At 48.5% G+C, this 19,858-nt stretch carries 16 protein-coding genes; 9 read left to right on the top strand and 7 right to left on the bottom strand.

What is annotated here, in order from left to right; genetic code table 11:
• Window positions 1-133 precede the first annotated feature (133 nt).
• Window positions 134-3,238, top strand: coding sequence for a cyclic nucleotide-binding domain-containing protein (locus C5O19_RS21895; RefSeq protein WP_104715526.1), 3,105 nt, complete (start codon window positions 134-136; stop codon window positions 3,236-3,238).
• Here C5O19_RS21895 and C5O19_RS21890 read toward each other — a convergent pair.
• From C5O19_RS21890 to C5O19_RS21875, 4 genes are read right to left on the bottom strand one after another with little or no spacing between them, the layout of a single operon-like run.
• A complete protein-coding gene (locus C5O19_RS21890) occupies window positions 3,219-3,812 on the bottom strand; it encodes an HD domain-containing protein (protein ID WP_104715525.1) in 594 nt (197 codons plus the stop codon). The genes C5O19_RS21895 and C5O19_RS21890 overlap by 20 nt on opposite strands.
• A 36-nt stretch (window positions 3,813-3,848) precedes the next feature.
• Window positions 3,849-4,892 carry an adenylate/guanylate cyclase domain-containing protein gene (locus C5O19_RS21885; protein WP_104715524.1) on the bottom strand — a complete coding sequence of 348 codons (1,044 nt, stop codon included), beginning with the start codon at window positions 4,890-4,892 and terminating at the stop codon, window positions 3,849-3,851.
• Window positions 4,889-5,263: a response regulator gene (locus C5O19_RS21880; protein WP_104715523.1), complete on the bottom strand. Its 375-nt coding sequence runs from the start codon at window positions 5,261-5,263 to the stop codon at window positions 4,889-4,891. The genes C5O19_RS21885 and C5O19_RS21880 overlap by 4 nt, the downstream gene beginning before the upstream one ends.
• A 24-nt stretch (window positions 5,264-5,287) precedes the next feature.
• Window positions 5,288-6,640, bottom strand: coding sequence for a sensor histidine kinase (locus C5O19_RS21875; protein ID WP_104715522.1), 1,353 nt, complete (start codon window positions 6,638-6,640; stop codon window positions 5,288-5,290).
• 286 nt (window positions 6,641-6,926) lie between these two features.
• Between C5O19_RS21875 and C5O19_RS21870 the strand changes: the two genes are divergently transcribed.
• The 6 genes from C5O19_RS21870 (at window position 6,927) to C5O19_RS21845 (ending at window position 13,815) form a co-directional block, all read left to right on the top strand.
• Window positions 6,927-8,024 carry a family 20 glycosylhydrolase gene (locus tag C5O19_RS21870; RefSeq protein WP_104715521.1) on the top strand — a complete coding sequence of 366 codons (1,098 nt, stop codon included), beginning with the start codon at window positions 6,927-6,929 and terminating at the stop codon, window positions 8,022-8,024.
• Window positions 8,025-8,033: 9 nt separating this feature from the next.
• A complete protein-coding gene (locus tag C5O19_RS21865; RefSeq protein WP_104715520.1) occupies window positions 8,034-9,200 on the top strand; it encodes a DUF5009 domain-containing protein in 1,167 nt (388 codons plus the stop codon).
• 573 nt (window positions 9,201-9,773) lie between these two features.
• Entirely contained in the window at window positions 9,774-11,348 is a 1,575-nt protein-coding gene (locus C5O19_RS21860; protein ID WP_104715519.1) for a choice-of-anchor A family protein, read from the top strand.
• A gap of 173 nt (window positions 11,349-11,521) precedes the next feature.
• A complete protein-coding gene (locus tag C5O19_RS21855) occupies window positions 11,522-12,649 on the top strand; it encodes an MFS transporter (protein ID WP_104715518.1) in 1,128 nt (375 codons plus the stop codon).
• A gap of 9 nt (window positions 12,650-12,658) precedes the next feature.
• Complete coding sequence (locus C5O19_RS21850) at window positions 12,659-13,060, top strand: VOC family protein (RefSeq protein WP_104715517.1); 402 nt, start codon at window positions 12,659-12,661, stop codon at window positions 13,058-13,060.
• Window positions 13,061-13,065: 5 nt separating this feature from the next.
• A complete protein-coding gene (locus C5O19_RS21845) occupies window positions 13,066-13,815 on the top strand; it encodes a DeoR/GlpR family DNA-binding transcription regulator (protein WP_104715516.1) in 750 nt (249 codons plus the stop codon).
• Between the two features lie 101 nt (window positions 13,816-13,916).
• Here the strand turns inward: C5O19_RS21845 and C5O19_RS21840 are convergent, their stop codons facing one another.
• Both C5O19_RS21840 and C5O19_RS21835 read right to left on the bottom strand, forming a co-directional pair.
• Window positions 13,917-14,297, bottom strand: a complete 381-nt coding sequence (locus C5O19_RS21840) for a response regulator (RefSeq protein ID WP_104715515.1) — start codon at window positions 14,295-14,297, stop codon at window positions 13,917-13,919.
• Window positions 14,294-15,313, bottom strand: coding sequence for a PAS domain S-box protein (locus C5O19_RS21835; protein WP_104715514.1), 1,020 nt, complete (start codon window positions 15,311-15,313; stop codon window positions 14,294-14,296). Before C5O19_RS21835 ends, C5O19_RS21840 begins: the two co-directional genes overlap by 4 nt.
• 326 nt (window positions 15,314-15,639) lie before the next feature.
• Between C5O19_RS21835 and C5O19_RS21830 the strand changes: the two genes are divergently transcribed.
• Together C5O19_RS21830 and C5O19_RS21825 are read left to right on the top strand one after the other, a co-directional pair.
• On the top strand, window positions 15,640-16,512 hold the full coding sequence (locus tag C5O19_RS21830; RefSeq protein WP_104715513.1) for an alpha/beta hydrolase: 873 nt from the start codon (window positions 15,640-15,642) through the stop codon (window positions 16,510-16,512).
• Between the two features lie 8 nt (window positions 16,513-16,520).
• A complete protein-coding gene (locus C5O19_RS21825) occupies window positions 16,521-18,050 on the top strand; it encodes a carboxylesterase/lipase family protein (RefSeq protein WP_104715705.1) in 1,530 nt (509 codons plus the stop codon).
• A 101-nt stretch (window positions 18,051-18,151) separates the two neighbouring features.
• On the opposite strand, the gene C5O19_RS21820 is transcribed toward C5O19_RS21825, so the two are convergent.
• Window positions 18,152-19,633 carry a T9SS type A sorting domain-containing protein gene (locus tag C5O19_RS21820; RefSeq protein ID WP_104715512.1) on the bottom strand — a complete coding sequence of 494 codons (1,482 nt, stop codon included), beginning with the start codon at window positions 19,631-19,633 and terminating at the stop codon, window positions 18,152-18,154.
• Window positions 19,634-19,858: the final 225 nt, after the last annotated feature.

Genomic DNA, 19,858 nt, shown 5'->3' with positions numbered 1-19,858 from the left:
TTGAGAAGCACAAATAACGGCCGAAATGGAGCAGAAAAGCCTTCAAATAAACAGAAGATTTATGTTTCTGCGTCCGTAGCTCGCGAAAAATAGCTATACTTAACCTTTAAAACGCTCAATTAACTGCTTGGCAATGCTTACTACCGATGGCTTCCGTCGTTATTTAGGAATACATCCTGAAGAAACCCGTACCGTCTGGCTTTTTTTCCTCCATCACTTTCTCTTAGGAATTGGAACGATTCAATTATATGTAGCCGCGAATGCCATTCTACTGGAAAATGACCCGGCTACGAGTTTACCCCTGGCGTACATAGCCTCGGCTATTGGAATGATTCTGATCGGTAAAGCCTACGCTCATTACGAACATCATCTGGGGCTGAGTTCCGTCGCGTTACGCGTACTCTGGACCGTAAGTGTTATGACCCTGTTGGTGATGCTGGTGGTTTGGGTCGGACATTCGATCATAGCGGCCATTGGCATCATGGTCGGGTACCGGATGATCTATCTGCTGACCAGTCTGGAATTCTGGGGAGTATCGGCGGTGGTGTTCGACACGCGGCAGGGCAAACGCCTCTTTAGTATCATCAGTTCAGGCGACATGCCCGCCAAAGCTCTGGGGGCCGTACTGGCCGCTCTGGTACACGCTCACGCCGATTTGCTGACCTTACTGGGCGTTTCGTTACTGGCCTTTCTGGGAGCTTTATTCACCTTGAAACTAACGCTGCGTTCGCACGCCATTCGTACCCGCGATCGTTCGACGGCCCGTCGTCGTCCACAATCGCGTTTGATTCAGCAGTTGTTTGGTGGGAGCGAACTGGTCTTTTTCATGTGTCTGAGTATCCTGACCGTGGCGTGTTTCGCAACCAAAATTGAGTTTAACTTCTTTCTGGACGTCAAACACCGCTTTCATGATCAGTCCGAAGTAATTGCTTACGTCAGCTACTGGCTGGCGGGTACCTATGTACTGGCGATGCTGGTGAAGCTCCTGCTGTCCCGGCGGGCACTGGATCGTTTGGGGGTGCAGACTTCCTTATTAGTATTACCGCTGGTAGCATTGATTGGATTATTGGGATTGGCCATTACCCGGAGTGTAGTAGGCGACGAAACGGTTCTGTTAGTGTGGGCCTGCTTGCTCTACGTTTCGGTAGAGGTCATTCGTCGTTCTTTATTTGATGCGGTTTTTCTGGTCCTTTTCCAACCCCTGACGCCGCAACAACGGCTGCTGGGCCATACCCTGGCCAAAGGCATGTACGAACCGCTGGGCCTGGGTCTGGCAGGTTTGTTGCTGGGACTTTCGCAGTGGTTATCGCTGAGCGAAAGCAAAGTCATCTGGTTCTGGCTGATTTTTCCAGTAGCCACGGGTCTGCTCATTCGACGGGCCTATCGGTTTTATCTGCATACCCTGGGCGATGCCTTATCCCGGCGATTCCTGCCCGGCGAACAGGTAGCCCTGCCTGGCGAAATAGCTCTGGCTGCCGAACAGGATTTAACGAGTCCTTCACCCGAGCGGGTACTGGCAGCAGTAGCGTGGTTTGAAGAAAATCAACCGACTTTACTAGCTCAGAAAACATTGCCGCTGTTGCGACATCCCGATGCGTTGGTGCGGTTGGGGGTTCTGGAACGCCTGGGTCCGGAGGCCAAACAAATGCCCTTGCAACCCTTACTGACGGATACGCATCCGCAGGTACGCCAGCGGACGGCCCAGCTCCTGGCTCAGCAGGCGGGGCCCATTCGGGAGTTGCTCGAATCGCCCGACCGGGGTATTCAGAAAGGAGCTCTCCTCGGACGCCTGCAGAAAGATCGTACCGATAGCATTGCCCGCGAACAGTTGGATCGCTGGGTGAACGCATCCACCGAAGAAGAGCAGGTTGCGGCTCTCGAAGTAATCCGTCATTTGCACTTAACGGAGTATACGGCTTTTGTTCAGAAAGGCTTACAAAGTACCCAGCCTGCGGTGGTAAAACAGGCCATTGAAACGGCGGGTAGACATTCGTCACTGGTCCCTCAATTATTAACTTTACTACACGACCGTTCGTACGGACGAGCTACGCTGCGGAACTTACGTCAGGCCGCGAGTGAAAACTTATCAGCCTTTACGCCTCTGCTGGACGCTCCCACCGAACAGCGACGCATGCTGGCTCAGTTGCTGAGTACCCTGCAAACGCCCGAAAGCGAGCAATGGTTGATGCGACTGGCCGGAGAATCGGACCGCACGGTACGGGAAACGGCTCTGCATTCGTTGCGGCATTTTCCCTCATCATCCGAAAATCGACTGTTTTTTGAGACGTTGCTTTCCGAAGAACTCGCTTTGGCCGAGCAGATTCAGGCGGGACAGTACGCCGCGATGGATGCCGAATGGCAATCGGCTCTGGGTTACGAAATGGAGCGAGTACTGAAACGAATTTTACGGATACTCAGTAAACTATACGATGCCGAAGCTTTGAATCAGATTCAGCAGAGTCTGCAACACCCTTCACAGGAGCGGAGTGCCAACGCCCTCGAAATGCTCGAAAACCTGGTGCCCCGGCCCGTGTATCGCTTGTTCCGTACGCAACTGGAAGCGTCGGCTTCCATTGTACCCGAATCGATGGCTGAGTCGGTAGCCTCTATTCTGGAGGAAGGAACGACCCTGTTTACGGAGTGGACCGTCAGCGTAGCCCTGCGTCGCTGGAATTCCTGGGTGGGGGATCCGAAACTGGTGACGGCTTATCTATCACATCCGATTCATTTACTCAGCGAAAGTGCGGAAAACACGCTCGCTGCTTTTGAAAAAAATACGCCTATGCACGCTCACGCAACGTCCAGCCATTCGGCTCACGAACTGGTACAGATTCTGAAGAATACGCCTTTGTTTGCCAGTACCGCCGAAAACGTACTCGCCAGTATCATTCCGATTATGAAACAGGTGCATTTCCCGGCGGGAGAGGTGATTATCCGAAAGGGCGATCTGGGCGATAGTATGTTCGTAATTCTGTCGGGGGAGATAGAAATTTATGATCAGGATACGCTACTGGCCGAAATGGGCCGGGGTGATCTCTTCGGCGAACTGGCCCTGCTGGATTCCGAACCCCGTTCGGCTACGGTGATTGCCCAAACGGCCGCTACGTTATTCCGGATCGATCAGGAAGATTTTTATGACCTGATGGAAGAACGCGACGAAGTCCTGCGGAACGTGATGCGGGTACTTTGCCAGCGGATTCGCCATCAGAATGAAGTGGTTACGGCTCAAGCAAAGTAGCCTGCTTTTGCAGATGCTCCAGTTGGACGGCTTTGGCGGGTTGCCGATAAGCGAGAGCCGTGGCCGTCCAATACTGATGGGAGCTTAAAAAAGTGATCTGTTTCTGTAGCCATTCTGCTTCCGTACCGATCAGGTGTCGGGCCTGTAATTCCTGGTAGAGAGTATGGGAAATGGACTCGAAACCCAGCCGACCTAGGTAATCCAAATCCGCATCGCAGAGGATTTGTTCCAGATGCGTTTGCGGGTTTTGCGGAACCTTCGTTGCCCGAATCATCCCGCAAATCAACTCAATCTGCCCGGTTGAATAGCCAAATGTAGGCAAGCATTGCTCCACCACTTCACAACCCGCTTCTTCGTGGTTTTCATAGGTATACATGAAGCCACAATCGTGGTACAAGGCTGCTGTACGTAATAGCATAAGCGATTCCTGATCTTCGATCTTTTCGCTCCGAGCCAGCCATTCGGCGGCCCGAACCACATCTTCCGTATGGTGTAGACCGTGGTAGTAGAGCGTTTCGGGTAATTGTTGCCGTAGTAAATCAAGAATGAATGCTTCGGCTTGTATAAGGTTCATACTAGGAGAGGTTTGGAAGGGATGCATGTGGTGCGATTAAGCCTGTACTTCGACTACTGCCACGGGTTGGGCTTTATTTTTGAGCGTAATTTCGCCCAAAGGCTGACCTTGGAAGGATTCTTTGACTTGCTGATACACGGCATCACTGATCAGGATCTGCCCGGGTTTTGCCACGGATTGCAATCGCTGGGCCAGATTGACGGTATCACCAATCACTGTATAATCCAGTCGTTTGAGCGAAGCCGAACCAATGTTTCCCGAAACCATTTCTCCCGAGTTGATACCAATGGCTACCTGCGGGAGGAAGGTCTGATCGGGTAAAACTTCTTCCATCTCCGACAATTGCGTACGCACGGCCAGCGAGGCTTCAATGGCCCGATCCAGGTGAAATTCACCCCGGAATACGGCCATAACGGCATCACCAATGAACTTATCGATATAGCCACCCTGGGCAATGATGGCCTTTACGATCACTTCGAAGTACGAGTTGATGAGCTTCACTACTACATCAGCGGGCTCGCGTTCGGTGATCGCTGTGAATCCGCAAATGTCCACGAACACGACGGTGCCCTGTACCGTTTCGTTAGCCGTCAGCGAAGATTCGAACTCCGAACGGGTCATAAACTGGAGTACGTTTTCATCGACGTACATCCGCAGAATATCGTTTTCTTTGATGGCTTTCAGCGTTTGCCGGAGCTGATCGACGTGCTTCAACGTCTTCTGCATGGTCACTTCCAAGTCCTCAAAATCCACAGGTTTACACAGAAAATCGTACGCCCCCCGGTTCATCGCCACGCGGATGTTTTCCATATCACCGTAGGCCGAAACGATGACCGCCTTAACGATAGGATTGGTTTCGTGAAGTTTCACCAGCAGGGTTAAACCATCCATTTCGGGCATGTTGATGTCACTCAACACCACATCCGTATCCGGGTGCTGCTGCAATTGCTGAAGGGCTTCCACGCCATTCTGGGCGAAGATGAATTCGTACTTTCCTTCCCTAATCTGACGACGAAATTTCTGCTTGATGAGTATTTCCAAATCCGTTTCATCATCCACAACCAAAATCTTTGCCTTCATAATGTGTCTTTGAGTTTCTGCTTTAACTCGCTGAAATCAAGCGGTTTGGTTAAAAAATCATTCGCTCCTAGGCTGAGAGCTTTGGCGTGCGTTTCTTCGTCTCCGTAAGCGGTAATCATCATGACCAGCGGCGGGGCCATGGGGTGCGACTGTCGAATGGATTCCAGTAATTCCAGACCACTCATCCCGGGCATATTGATGTCCGATAGAATGAGTACAATTTCCGAATGCTGATCCTCGAGGCGGGTAAGGGCTTCTTCTCCGGAGAAAGTAAAGATAAAGCGAAGTTCTCCACTTCGGATTTCGCGACGAAAACGTTGTTCAAAAAGCGACTGAACATCGGGTTCGTCGTCTACAACTAATATATGCATGAAGAAATCGTTAAAATCGTTGGATTAGGCGGGCAGGCGAATAATAAACTCAGTAAAAGCATCCGGCTCGGAAATCACTTCCAGCGTACCGCCGTGGGCTTTGGTAATGATGTCATAGCTTAGGGAAAGGCCCAGACCCGTACCCTGTCCGCTGGGTTTGGTGGTGAAAAAGGGCTGAAAAATTTTCTGTTTGACGTGCTCGGGCATTCCCGTACCATTATCACGAATCCGTATTTCGATTTGTTTGCGGGTACGTTGCGTCTGAATGCTTACCGTAGGTTCATATCCTTGTGGTTGTTGACGCTTGCGTTCGGAGACGGCGTAAAAGGCATTGGTGAACATATTCAGCAGTACCCGGCCCAAATCCTGCGGTAATACGTTGATTTTGCCTAAACTGGCATCAAAGTCCGTTACCAGTTTGGCGTTGAAGGTTTTATCCTTAGCCCGCAAGCCATGGTAGGCCAGTCGCAGGTACTCGTCAGCCAGAGCGTTCAGATCAATCGCTTCTTTCTGCCCCGAAGACGTACGCGAGTGTTGAAGCATCCCTTTTACGATGCTATCCGCCCGCTTGCCGTGGTGCTGAATTTTCTGAAGGTTCTGCTCAATATCGCTGAGTAATTCACTGACTAATTCCGTATCCAGGGTTTCCTTCTGTGACTCTTCCCGAAGTTCTTCCACGAGTTCGACGCTGACTTCCGAGAAGTTATTGACGAAATTGAGGGGATTCTGGATTTCGTGGGCAATACCCGCCGTCAGTTCGCCAAGCGAAGCCATCTTCTCCGCGTGAATGAGTTGGTTCTGCGTAGCTTTTAGGTGATCAAGGGCTTTTTCCAGTTCTTCTTTTTGTAGACGAAGTTCGGCGGTACGTTCGGCAACGAGTACTTCTAATTCGTTTTTCTGGGCTTCGGTTACCTTACTGAGTTGCTCCTGTTGTTCCCGTCGGAGGCGTTCATTTTCCAACGCTTTTTCCTGCTTTCGGTTATTTAGCCACAACGCGAATACCCAAACGAAAGCGAAAAAGCGGGCGGCATTGAGGTAATCGTCAAATTGTTCATAGAAATCTTGGTTTATCAATTGAATGAACGTAGATAAAAACGAGACTGCCGTGAAAGGAATTAGCGAAATGGAAACCGAACGTACGGGACGAAAAAAATCCAGCTTGAAAACGGCAAGAACCATCCCAAAGAGCACGAGTGGCCAGGCCATCCGAATCAGTACCGAATCCCGAAGGATCATCTGACCTACGAGCAGAGCGATAGAAAAATGCCGGAGGTATACCAGCTGTTGATCCAGCCAGACATTTTTATTCGCTGTATTTAACGTTTTGCGGACGTAATTGATGAAAAAGAAGACAATGAGGAAGGACGCGACAGACATAAGTTTCCAGTAAAACAGGGGAGCTGCGTACGGAGTACGGCTTAAATAATTAAAATTAAAACAGAAATGGGGCATTGCCAACGGAAAAGCCTAAAAAGCCTTCGCGAGGCCAAACAATAGCGGCTCCGAACCAGAAAATACCGTAGGAATGCCCACTGCGTACCGGAAAAAGCTATTTTGACGATTAATCCGTTAAATTATTTTCTAGATCAAGGAAGATAGCGTAGAATTAAAGCCAGGTCTTCGCTGGCTGACGTATCTTTACGCTAGACCTCTAACTATCGTTATGAAACGACTTTTTCTGTGGATGATTTTAGTGCTGGCGGTTGCGAAGACCCAGGCTCAGCAAATGCCGCTGGATACATTGCTTCCCGTTCGGGGCTTCTGTATCGCCGCTCCCTTACCAAATCGACTCGATGAGTTTATCCGATTCATTGATACGGAACTGGCTCCCCGAAAAGTCAATACGCTGGTCCTGCGGGTGGACTACAACTATCAATTCAAAACGCATCCTGAATTACGCGACAGTGTTGCCCTGTCAAAAGCCGAGGTACGCCGACTCGTGCAGACCTGCCGCAAACACCAGATTACGCTGATCCCACAGGTTAATTTGCTGGGTCATCAGTCCTGGGCTAACAAAACCGGAAATCTGCTGGAGAAATACCCGCAACTGGATGAAACCCCCTGGGTGAAAATGCCCGCCAAGTACGAATGGCCCAATTCCGACGGCTTGTACTGTAAAAGCTATTGTCCCCTGCATCCGGAGGTACACTCGATCGTATTCGACCTGATGGACGAAATTTGCGATGCCTTCGAAGCCTCTGCCTTCCACGCCGGGCTAGATGAAGTCTTTTACATCGGGGAAGCCCGCTGCCCCCGCTGCGGTGGTCGTGACCCGGCTGAACTATACGCCGGAGAGGTACGCACGCTTCGGGACCATCTGGCCCAGAAAAACCGCAAACTCTGGATGTGGGGAGATCGCTTACTGGAGGGTAAAGTCACGGGTATGGGGATGTGGGAAGCCAGCTTTAACCAGACCCACCGGGCCATCGATCTGATTCCGAAAGACGTGATGATTTGTGACTGGCATTACGAACGCCCCGACCAAACGCCCGTGTACTTTGCCATGAAAGGCCTCAGCGTAGTAACCTGTCCCTGGCGGAAACCTAAAAATGCCGTTGCTCAGGTACAGGACATGCTCCGGTTTCGCCGCTCGGCTACCCGGCCCATGAAAGAATTGTATCAGGGGATGATGCAAACCGTATGGTCAGACGCCGGTAGTTTTCTGGATGAATTCTACGGTCGCAAAAAAAGCACTTCCGAAGAAACGCCCACGCATTGTTTTCAGGACCTGTACAGTGAAATTACCCGCCTAACTCCCTAGTTTGTTGCTATGAAAAATTCGCGTATTCCTTCCATCGACGTATTTCGGGGATTGACGATGTTACTCATGATCTTTGTCAACGATCTCTGGACACTGCGGGCGATTCCTTCCTGGTTGGAACACGCCGAGGCTGACGTAGATTTTCTGGGGCTGGCGGATACGGTGTTTCCCTGTTTTCTTTTCATTCTGGGTATGTCCATTCCGCTTGGGGTAGATGCCCGATTGACCAAAGGGGAATCCCCGGTACGGATTTCCGGGCATATTGTATTACGTACCTTAGCTTTGCTGGTGATGGGAATTTTTACCGTCAATGTTCCGGAACTCAATGCGAACCTCACTGGTCTTTCTTCGGCCTGGTTTCAGATTTTGATGGTTACGGCTTTTTTCCTGATCTGGAATGTGTATCCGAAAACTTTTCCTTCCTCTACGGTCCGCGTGCTACAAGGTATTGGTATAGTGATTTTGCTGGTGCTGGCCGTACGATTCCGCGGAGGGACACCGGAAAATCCGCAAATCTTCCGGCCTCAGTGGTGGGGAATCCTGGGACTGATCGGCTGGAGCTACGGCGTTTCAGCACTGCTTTATCTAGGAATGAAGGGGAAGGTTGGAGCACTGGCAGCAGCCTTCTTGTTTTTCACATTAACGACAATCGCCGCTCACGCGGATTGGCAGGTGGGAGGGTTCGATGTGAAGGACATCATCTTAGGTAATGGAGCTTTTCACGCCTTTACCATGGCTGGTTTGCTAACCACTCTGTTGCTACGAAAACAAGATTCGATTCGAGGGCTAAGCTTTCTGTTGGGAGCGGGCTGTCTAATGCTGGGAGCCGGTTTTATCGCTCATGCTTACTTTATCATTTCCAAGATACAGGCAACTCCTACTTGGGTATTTTTTTGTACTGGTATTGCTTTGCTCACGTATGCAGTCGTTTATGGCTTAGTCGAAATTGGCCAAAAGGTACACTGGTTTACTTGGCTCAAACCCGCCGGCATCTATACGCTGACCTGTTATCTATTACCGTATTATTTTTATAGTCTGGCGGAGCTTACGGGCAGGTCCTTACCCGACGCTGTGTTGACGGGAGGCGTAGGTTTATTAAAAAGTCTGGCATTCGCGGGTCTAGTACTGATAACCGCTCAACTATTGAGTAAAATCAATATACGTTTGAAATTATGAGTGATGGAGGCTATTACTAGAGGCAGTTTGGGATGAACAAATCTCCCTCGTAAGTAGAGTTAGCCCTATTTTTACTCAGAAACCGAACGGATATGACGGTTCGTTATTAGTAAAAAAATTTAATTATCACTTTTTGCTTAATAAAAAAAGCCTGCTACATTTGCCTCGTAATCAAGGCCCTGCCGCCACTTCGGGTGTTCTTGCGTACATGAGAAATAGTCTTCCGCCAAGAAATAGTTAGGTCTAAACGCCAAATAGTACCTGCCAGTATTTTTAGTGTTTGTAGCAGTCCTTTTGCCCTCTTGTTTTCTGCTCACTCCTGACTTGCCGCCCAGTTCTCATCCAGGACTTCTTTTGCGAAGCCCAATAGTCCCTTTTACCTATTGATTACTGTTTGCCGCCTGCAGTATCGTATGCCTTACTAAGGATTACGTATATGGATATTCGTTCCGCCATCTTTTGAAAGACCGAGGCTCATGCCGCGGCCTAAGGTATACTTATACGCATTGAATTAACCCCTGCCTGCCAGCAAGGGCCATAACCCTGTTGTCTCATTTATAATGGATTAAATGTATGCAGTTTACATCTACTCTGCGGAATATCATAGCGATAGCCGTGCTTACCTCTGTTGCGGTAACGGCTCATGCACAAAACCCCCTAAGCCCCGCGATGGGCTTTAACGTAATGGTTCGGGAGAACCTGACGGTATCGAGTAACGAAACCGACGGACCTATGGCAGTCGGTGGTAATTTTATCATCAAAGGTGGCTATCAGGTCAATATTCATGAAGTTGGTACGTACAAAGGAACTGGATCGAACATCATTGGCCTGTACGTAGGCAATCAGGTGATTTTTGAAAGCGGTAATACCGTGAAGATTGGAAACGGCCGCTACGTGAAGATTGGAAATCTGAGTAATACGGACGTTTCCAATGGAAATAATCAAACGGAAAGCACGCGAATTCTTAAAAAGGGATCTTCACGCGATAGCAATCCACGCATTGAACTAGCTCTGACGCAACCCATCGATAAGGTGCCCATTGGGGCGGGCGAGAAGATTGATTTCGAGACGATCTATAAAAATTTTGAAGTATCCTCTCAGAACATTTCGTTGTGTTCTTCAAACACTACTTTGCTGACGCCTAACGGTGACCCCATGAGTGCTACGAATATTCCTAGTCATGGGCAGGTACGCGTAGTTCTAAAAGCCAACACCGTAAACGTCTTGAATATTTCTGGTGATAATTTAAACCGGATTAATTCCATTGGATTTGCTGGTAGCGTAAGCCGTCCCGATGCCAATACGCCCTTTGTTATCAATGTGAATGTAAACGGAACTTTCAACTGGAAGCCTTTTAATTTCACGGGTATTGGTGATCAGGAAGGACAGTTCATTCTCTTCAACTTTCACCAGACCAGTAAAATTCTACTGACGGATCAAAACAACACCATTAAAGGAAGTCTACTGGCTCCGTCTGCCGATGTTGTGAAGAGTATTTCTAGCAATATTGATGGTCAGGTGATTGCTCGTAGTTACGACCAGTCGGGTGGAGAAAATCACTACCAGTTATTTAATGCCAATGTGCCAGGATGTAAGGAAAACTCACTTCCCGTGGAATTGAGCTACTTCAAGGCGGAAGCTAATAACCAGCAACAGGCTGTACTGAGTTGGGGTACGGCTCAGGAAGTAAACAGTGCTTATTTCATTGTTGAAAAAAGTCGCGATGGTAAAAGCTTCGAGGGTATCCGTACCGTAGCGGCCAAGGGTCAATCCAAACAAGCACAGGCCTACACATTTGTCGATCAACAGGCAACTTATGGTGTGAACTACTACCGCCTTAGACAAATGGATACGGATGGCCGTAGTCAGGTCTTCCGCAGTGTATCCGTGATTATTGATTCCCCCGAAAATCGTTTATTTTCCGTATACCCTAATCCAAATCGGGGAGAGGCCTTTAGCGTACGCGTTCAAGACGAAACTACGCAACTGCAGTTGCAAACGTTACAGGGCGTTCGGGTACCCGTACAAATTTCACCCACTTCGCAGGAGTTACGCGTTAATCCTACGCAGTCGCTTGTGCCGGGTACCTACGTATTACGCATTCAGGACCGCTCGGGTGTATATGCTCGTAAAATCGTAATTCTTTAGGCTATTCCTTTTCAGTACCTTGATTCTATGCAAAAGAGACGGAGCTTGTTCCGTCTCTTTTTGTTTATAGACAACTTGTATTAGAAAGAACAACAGAATGCACCTATTCATTTTAAAAATAAACATTTGCGGAAATTTGCGTTTTTGTATAATATTGCAAAAAATATTATGCTATGCATGTACTGAAAGCCCGCAGAGCTACCCTGTTTATTTTTCTAGTGTGCGGTCTTGGCATCGCCACTTGGGCTCCGTTGGTGCCCTTTGCTAAAGAACGATTAGCTCTAAATGAAGCTCAGTTGGGTTTATTGCTACTTTCGCTGGGGGCGGGAGCTCTGATCATGCTGCCCTTGAGTAGCATTTTTTTACATCGCTACGGAAGCAGGAATGTAATTCTAGTTGCGGGCTTACTAATGGCTCTATTGTTACCGACTCTGGTGGTACTGGCTCATCCGATGGCTATGGGAGCCGCCCTGTTCTTTTTCGGAGCCAGTATGGCTACGGTGGATGTGGCGATGAATGTACAGGCACTCAGTGTAGAAAAACAGTTACAAAAACCCATCATGTCTTCCTTCCACGGCCTCTACAGCTTGGGAGGCATTTTAGGACCCTTAGTGATGGCGGGTTTATTGAAAGTACCCTTAAGTCCGTTGCTGGCCGCTAGTTTGGTGTCGCTGAGTTTGGTTATCCTTCTCTTCACGCAGTACAAGGCTTTGTTACCTGCGATGGAAGAAGTACGCAATGAATCTTCCGCTGGCCTAAGCTGGCCGAGTGGTCCGGTCTTGTTTTTAGGACTGATGTGTTTCATTGCGTTTCTGGCAGAGGGTTCTATTCTGGACTGGAGTGGTGTGTTTTTACGCGACGTTCATCACGTCGATTCACCCCTGCTGGGACTCGGATACGCGGCTTTCTCCGTAGCCATGACCATCATGCGACTAGTGGGCGATGGTCTCACGCAGAAGCTGAAGGCTCAAACGCTGGTCAAGGGCGGAGCTTTACTGGCAAGTGCGGGTTTTGGATTGGTAATCCTGAGCCCTTGGTATGAACTTTCCTTGGTAGGCTTTACACTTGTGGGACTGGGAGCCGCCAACATTGTTCCGATCTTTTTCAGTGCTTCGGGACAATTGCCCAATACTTCGGCCGCTCAGGCTCTTCCTATCGTAACTACTATTGGGTACGCGGGGCAGTTGGCCGGTCCGGCGTTGATTGGTCTGGTGGCTGAGCTGACTTCCTTGCCCATCGCCTTTGCGGGCATCGCCGCGTTATTACTACTCGTGAGTCTTTCGTATCGAACCTTTCATTAATCTTCAAGGATGAAATTAGAACACGTCGCCATTTGGACCCGTAATCTGGAAGCCATGCGGGCTTTTTACGAGACCTTTTTTCGGGGAGAGTCTAACGCCAAGTACTACAACACTACCACGGGGCTGGAAAGTTATTTTCTGCGTTTCGAGTCTGGAGCCCGGCTGGAATTGCTTCATAAATCGGATATTCCGGAAAACCGGAATGACACCCTTCAGCAGCAACACTTAGGGTTGATCCATTTGGCATTTGAAGTAGAAAGTCGCGAGGCGGTCGAAAGCAAAGCTCGGGAATTGGCTCAGGCGGGTTTTCCGATCTTACGCGGACCGCGAGTAACCGGGGACGGCTATTACGAATTCGAAAGTCACGATCCCGAACAGAATCGTCTGGAAGTAAGTTATCGTCTGCCTTAAACGTTATGAAAAAAGAATTACGCTTTTCGCATATTCTGGCTCAGCTTGAAAAAGAAAAAACGGTGGCCTTCACCCACCTGAGTCTGGAGCTAAACGTTTCAGAAGATACCATTCGTCGGGATATTGATGAACTGGCGAAACTGGGACTTCTCGCTAAAATTCGCGGGGGAGCCATGCCTCGCTCCGCTCATCCGTTGACGTTTAAAGATCGAATCGGTTACTTGAACGAGGACAAAGAACGGATGGCCCTGAAAGCAGTACGGCTGCTACGCAACGGAATGACGGTATTCATGGATAGTGGTACGTCCGTGTATACACTCGTTTCTCTGTTACCGGCGGACCTTGAACTTCGCGTCATCACGAATAATACGGCTTTGATTCCCTTATTGGCTTTGTACGCGAACATTGAAACCCACCTACTCGGCGGGAAGTACGATAAGGAACGTGAAATTTTAACTGGACTAGCCGCCGTAAAAACCGCCGAACAATTTCGGGCGGACCTGTTTTTCATGGGCGTTTGTTCGATTGATCTTCAGGCGGGAATTACGGCTACCAACCAACCCGAAGCCGAACTGAAACAAACCATGACCGCTGCTTCAATTCAGGTAGTAGCCCTTTCAGATGCCAGTAAGCTTGGCACGCAGGATCCTTTTGCGGTATGTCGCCTTTCGGAAGTATCTCACATTATTACTGAACGCGACCCAACGGATCCACTCTTTGAAGCCTATCAGAAGGCAGGGGTACACTTTCTGTAATTATTGATAAAAAGCCATGTACTCAGTTTCCGAAATATCTTACTGTCAAAAACGGTAGGCAAACCTAAGCGTAATAGAGTTTACTCAAGGCAGTACTATGGCTAGCTTTCAAAAACCGAAGCCAGGAGATCCATTCCCTGACGGTTAAGGGGTTTTTCCAGATACCCCGCTACCTGTGGGTAATCCTTCGCTCGTTGCCGATCCGCCGGATCCACGGATGAGGTAACAATCACCACCCGGATGGTACTACGCAGGGCCTGTTGCTGTAAGGCTTCCAGAAACTGCCAACCATTCATAATGGGCATGTTCAAATCCAATAAAATGAGGTATTGCTCGTCCATTTTTTCAGCTTCCAGTAAAAAATTCAAAGCTTCTCTACCATTGTAAAAAAGTTGCGGTTCTGGGGATAAGCCCGCATTGATGACCCGAAGCTGATGGAGCTTAAGCATGATAAAATCATCATCTACGATAAGTACTTTCATAAGTTGTAAGGCAAGGTTACGTTCACCTGTTGTGCTTTGTGAGCGATTTCTCGAACAATGGTGTCTAGTTCATGAGCCGAAGTACGAATGTGAACCAGTAACTCAGTTCGGAGCGTTTCATTCATATCTTCTTCCTCCAACGCATCAACCAAACCCATCAGGCGAGCGATGGGGGTTCGGACGACGTGACACTGAATCCAGGCAATTTCTTTCAACTTCTGATTTTGGGCCTTGATGGCTCTATCGTACTGGACGTGCTGAGTAATATCGTGGGCCAGAATGAGCTTTGATGGACGGTCATTGAGTAAAATGACCTTGCTCTGAATGTAAACAAAAATAATTTCCCCGTTTTTCTTCTTGTGCCGAAACATGCCTTGAAGAGAACCCTCTTCCGAAATCCGCGATCTTTTTATGGCTTCTTCCAGTAAGGGCATATCCTCGCTGGGCCTGATTTCTCGTATGGACATGCGAAGAAACTCGTCCTTATCGTATCCGTAATGCTTTACAGCGGCTTCATTTACATCAACGAAATGGAGGGTTTCCATATCGTACACCCACATCGGTTCGGGACTCGACTGAAACAGCGTACTGTATCGTTTTTCGGATTCGCGTAAGGAGGCTTTCAGTTTGCAACGTTCAATGCAGTACAGAATACTCTTTTGCAGAGAGAAGGCCGACCATTCGCTTTTGAGCAGATAATCTGAAAATCCTAGCTCAATGAATCGGGTACTAAGGCCAAAGGCTGGATCATCGGCCAGAACGATGAGGGGAAGCTGGGGACAAAGCGATACCAAAGTTGTAATGGATTCCGCCAAATTAGAACCGGCAACTGCACTGTCTAGGAGTACTACCTCCAAGCGAGCCGCTTCGGAATTTTGTAAAAAATCAGCCGCTTCGGGGATGGTTTTACACCGTAAGATTTCTGGTGTTGCGTAGACTCCACTAAGAAAATTCCGGGTTTTCTCTAAATCCGGATCATTCGGTTGGACTACAAGTAAGCGTATGTGATAATTCATGGAATAATAGGCAAAAACAATACACTTTCAAACCGCTTCCTGATAAGGGTTACGGCACAGAAAAATGCACTAGTTTCTGCAAACGGATCAATGTATGTGGCGGCAATAACATCGTACTTAATCAGAGTACTGATTAAGCTAAGTAAATATGGCGAGTCTTTGGGTAATCTGTGTACTTATGATTAAAACGTATTAACTCAGGTTAAAAAAACACTAGGTTAGCGAATAATAACTTGGGTATACTTGCTCGCACCGCTTTTAGCTATCCGTATGTACCTTCGCATCCATAGTATTTGAGCCCATTTCAATCCCTCTCTACCTCTGCTATGTTCAAAAACTTTTTTTTCCTCATACTGTTTACGCTCACCGCATTTTCAGTCCGGGCAGCTCACGTTGATACGCTGGAGATTGTTAGTACCCGCATGAACCGAACCCTGCGGGCGGCAGTGGTTTTACCCGACCGGTACAAGAAAAGTAAACAGGCCTTTCCCGTGTTGTATCTGCTGCATGGCGGGTCGGGTAGCTTTCGGGACTGGTTGACCAAAACTCCTGACCGGACGCTACTGCACCGACTTTCCAATCAGTATAATCTGATTATTGTCACACCCGACGGCGATCCAACCAGTTACTATTTTGATAGCCCTTTACGAAAGGAGAGTCAGTTTGAAACCTTCATTACTCAGGAGCTTATTGAGAAAATTGATCGCAGCTATCGTACCGTTCGCTCGGGAAAAGGCCGTGTCATTGCGGGACTTTCCATGGGTGGTCATGGAGCCCTGTACCTATCCTGCCGCCATCCTGAATTGTACGCGGCGGCGGGCAGCATGAGTGGAGTGATGGATATTAATACTGCTCAGTGGAAGGTGGATTCAAGCTTTGCCCGGTCGCGGGCTAGCAACTTTGCCCGACTACTGGGACCGCCCCAGCCCGGCCCAATCCCTTACCCCGGCTACACGTTAGTAACCCTGGCTGACCGACTCAAGACTAATCAGTTGCCGTTGATTCTGGACATTGGGGTGGATGATTTTCTCATTGAAACCAACCGCGAGTTGCATCGCCGTCTGATGGAAAACCAGACTCCCCATGATTATACGGAACGCCCCGGTGCTCATACCTGGACTTACTGGGAGAATGCTTTACCCTATCAAGTATTGTTTTTTAGCAAAATTCTTATGGCAAACCGGGTAGCAGTACCTTAGTTCCAATGATGAAAACATGGATCAGTTGCGTCTGCGTATTACTGAGCGGAATCGTTGGACTCGTCTCCACCAGTACCGCTCAAACGCTACGCGTAGAAGGAGGACGTATTACGGGCACCCGTCAGGGAAACGTTCGTAGTTATAAAGGCATCCCTTTTGCGGCTCCACCCGTAGGCAATCTTCGCTGGAAAGCTCCTCAACCAGTGCTACCCTGGAAAGGCGTTCGAACGTGTACTACTTTCGGACCCAGCCCCATGCAGCCTTCGCCCGTTCCGTTTAGTATGTGGAGTCAGGAATTTCTCATACCCAAAGAACCCATTAGTGAAGATTGTCTGTACCTGAATGTCTGGACGGCGGCTCGTAAAGACGAAAAACGACCCGTACTCGTCTGGATTTACGGGGGTGGTTTTTCGGGCGGAGGAAGTGCCGTACCCATTTACGATGGCACCGCTATGGCGGCAAAAGGCATTGTATTCGTTAGTTTCAATTACCGGGTAGGGCCCTTTGGTTTCTTTGCTCATCCCGAGCTTACGCAGGAATCCGGACATCACGCTTCCGGGAATTATGGTCTGATGGATCAGATTGCCGCATTGCGTTGGGTCCAGAAAAACATTGCCGCCTTTGGAGGTGACCCTACGAACGTAACCATTGCCGGTCAATCGGCGGGTTCGATGAGTGTAAATAGTTTAGTCGCGAGTCCGCTGGCTCGTCATCTTTTTCATAAAGCCATTGCCGAAAGTGGAGCCAGTTTTGCACGACCCCTTGCCAATTTGAAAACCGCCGAGGAAAGTGGTGTCCACGCGATGCATACCTTGGGAGCTGCCTCACTGGCTGAGCTTCGCAGGAAACCAGCTACTGACATTCAACGAATGGCGACCGCAGTGCGAGGGCCTATTGTTGATGGATACATACTGCCCGAAACAATTGCTCAGCTCTTTGCCGCTGGTAAACAGAACCCCGTCGTTTTATTGACCGGCTGGAATCAGGAAGAAGGCTTGTTGCAAAGTCCGCTGAAAACGGCTGAAATGTACCGACAATACTTACAGCAACAGTATGGTTCAGAGGCCACTTCGCTGTTGGCTTTTTACCCGGCTCATACCGAAGAACAGGCGGTAACGTCTCAATACAATCTTTCGCGGGATCTCATGTTTGGGATTCAAAACTACGCCTGGGCTCAGATGCAAAGTCAACAAGGTCAGCCCGTGTACGTCTATCGGTTCACTCGAAAAGTGCCGGGTACTGGGGAATATGCCAAGTACGGAGCCTTTCATACGGGGGAAGTGGCGTATGCCTACGATAACCTGAAATTCATTGATCGTCCTTGGCAGCAGGTGGATCACGAACTGGCTCGGATCATGTCTGGTTACTGGCTGAATTTTATCAAGACCGGAAATCCCAACGGAAAAGGCCTGCCGACCTGGCCTGTGTACGAAAACCGAAGCAAGTCGATCATGGACCTGGGGGATCAGGTACAGACTCGTCCCTTACCTGATGCAGCGGCTCTGGAATTTCTATACCATCTACAAAAGCAGAACTAATCAACCCATTTGCTCCAGACCCCGAGTACCAATGGCAATAAATCCGTAACCAAAGATTGAAGGTCTTTCGTTACGGATTTATCGATGCGGTAGCGTAAATCTTACCGCTGAATCATTACCTTAAACGTTTTAGCAGAACCCAGTGAGTCATTTTTCAAAGACACCAGATATAAACCCGGAGCGACGCCATGTACGGGAAGATGAACTTCATTATGTCCATTTACTAACTCCAGTTGTTGACTCGCGATAACCGTGCCCTGTAAGGAATACAATTGCACCGAGGTAGATTTCTTTAAATTCTCGTCCGAGTAATCAATAAGTACCTTTACGTTTCCATCTACTACGGGATTGGAAGCAACCTGTAGCGAAATCCCTTTATAGTCGGCTAACTGTAGTGAACGAATAGGGCTATACGTAAATGAACCATCCTGGTCAACCTGTTTCAATCGATAGTAGTGGAGTAGTTGGGGATTCAGGTTTTCATGGGTGAATACGTATTCCTGCCGTACTTGCGTCGTACCTTTTCCAATAACACTATTCACAGATTCAAACGTTTTTCCATTCGTCGAATGCTGCACTTCGAAGAAGGCATTGTTTCGCTCAGCGGACGTACTCCATTGCAGGCGAGCAGCCTGAGATCCTTCTGCCTTTACGGTAAAAGCAACCAACGACACGGGCAAACTGGTTGGAATGTATTCATACGTGACGCAAACTCCGGCTCCCACTTCCGTTGAAACGACCGTCTCCAGGTTACCGGCTCCTGAAATGGTGGTAGAACTTTCTACGGTAGTAGGAATGGCTAAATTTCCCGAACCCGTAAAGATGTTTTTCTGAGCCGTAGACGTATACCTCTTTTCGCTGGTCGTACTGGCAAATTTGTAATAATACGAGACTCCGGAAGGCCCTGCGTAATCAACTTTTCCGTCGAAGTTGGCTAGTGATCCGGAGAACTTAACGCTCGTTAAAAGCTCAATATCACCCACCACGGCTGGCAGATCCATGAGAATTGATCCACCTACGGACAACTTGTAGTTATCCGCACTGCCCGTATTTTCAATATTAATATTTGCATGGTACGCTGATTCCATCGCGTACATATAAACGGTATTGAGTTTACCCAACGAAGCATTATACTTTGGCAGCTGGAAGGTTTCCGACCAACTCGTAACGGTTGTGGGCTTACCCGTACAGTAAGTCAGGGTATTTATAACGGGTTTCAGACCAATGCCGGGAACACTTACCGATCCATTAGCCGGAACCGTTACGGTCTGGCTGGCATCAATACTATCTGTATAGCCTTGCGTCGGGTACACATAGGAAATGACGTAGTTTCCGGGATAGCTAGGCAGGACAAAATTACCCGAAGCGTCAGTAATGGTTGAACTGATCAACTCGAACGAATCAGGGTCGCGAAGTTCAACCAAAATACCATTTAGAGCGGGTTCACCATTTTCTTTGGTATTGTTGGGGGTGCCTTTTTCTTCCCAAACGCTACCGCGAATACTGGAAGTAGGAGGGGCTGTCTGAGCAGATACTAACGAATGAATGAATAAAAGTGTAACAATATATACAAGGTTTTTCATGGTTGAATACTGTTAAAATAGACAATAGAATTGTACCGAAACCTTAAAAAGGTTTCGTAAACGGGCGACAGAAAATAGGAATACACCTAGCCGATAGCGGCAAGATTAAAATAAATAGATTATGAATTAATAGAGCGTGTAGACCAGTAGCGGCTGTCCGTGGAAATTAACAAATGGCGGAAGATAAATACCTTCGAATACTCTAGTTTAGAACATTCAATAGTA

Origin of the sequence: Siphonobacter curvatus (assembly GCF_002943425.1) — a bacterium.
GTDB classification, from domain to species: domain Bacteria; phylum Bacteroidota; class Bacteroidia; order Cytophagales; family Spirosomataceae; genus Siphonobacter; species Siphonobacter curvatus.
This window is presented reverse-complemented; position numbering and strand designations above follow the sequence as displayed.

Coding starts and splice junctions, on each gene's coding strand:
- C5O19_RS21860 (WP_104715519.1), top strand. CDS start 9,774: ATGCAGTTTACATCTACTCTGCGGAATATCATAGCGATAGCCGTGCTT.
- C5O19_RS21855 (WP_104715518.1), top strand. CDS start 11,522: ATGCATGTACTGAAAGCCCGCAGAGCTACCCTGTTTATTTTTCTAGTG.
- C5O19_RS21840 (WP_104715515.1), bottom strand. CDS start 14,297: ATGAAAGTACTTATCGTAGATGATGATTTTATCATGCTTAAGCTCCAT.
- C5O19_RS21865 (WP_104715520.1), top strand. CDS start 8,034: ATGAAAAATTCGCGTATTCCTTCCATCGACGTATTTCGGGGATTGACG.
- C5O19_RS21895 (WP_104715526.1), top strand. CDS start 134: ATGCTTACTACCGATGGCTTCCGTCGTTATTTAGGAATACATCCTGAA.
- C5O19_RS21845 (WP_104715516.1), top strand. CDS start 13,066: ATGAAAAAAGAATTACGCTTTTCGCATATTCTGGCTCAGCTTGAAAAA.
- C5O19_RS21885 (WP_104715524.1), bottom strand. CDS start 4,892: ATGAAGGCAAAGATTTTGGTTGTGGATGATGAAACGGATTTGGAAATA.
- C5O19_RS21820 (WP_104715512.1), bottom strand. CDS start 19,633: ATGAAAAACCTTGTATATATTGTTACACTTTTATTCATTCATTCGTTA.
- C5O19_RS21870 (WP_104715521.1), top strand. CDS start 6,927: ATGAAACGACTTTTTCTGTGGATGATTTTAGTGCTGGCGGTTGCGAAG.
- C5O19_RS21825 (WP_104715705.1), top strand. CDS start 16,521: ATGAAAACATGGATCAGTTGCGTCTGCGTATTACTGAGCGGAATCGTT.
- C5O19_RS21875 (WP_104715522.1), bottom strand. CDS start 6,640: ATGTCTGTCGCGTCCTTCCTCATTGTCTTCTTTTTCATCAATTACGTC.
- C5O19_RS21890 (WP_104715525.1), bottom strand. CDS start 3,812: ATGAACCTTATACAAGCCGAAGCATTCATTCTTGATTTACTACGGCAA.
- C5O19_RS21830 (WP_104715513.1), top strand. CDS start 15,640: ATGTTCAAAAACTTTTTTTTCCTCATACTGTTTACGCTCACCGCATTT.
- C5O19_RS21880 (WP_104715523.1), bottom strand. CDS start 5,263: ATGCATATATTAGTTGTAGACGACGAACCCGATGTTCAGTCGCTTTTT.
- C5O19_RS21850 (WP_104715517.1), top strand. CDS start 12,659: ATGAAATTAGAACACGTCGCCATTTGGACCCGTAATCTGGAAGCCATG.
- C5O19_RS21835 (WP_104715514.1), bottom strand. CDS start 15,313: ATGAATTATCACATACGCTTACTTGTAGTCCAACCGAATGATCCGGAT.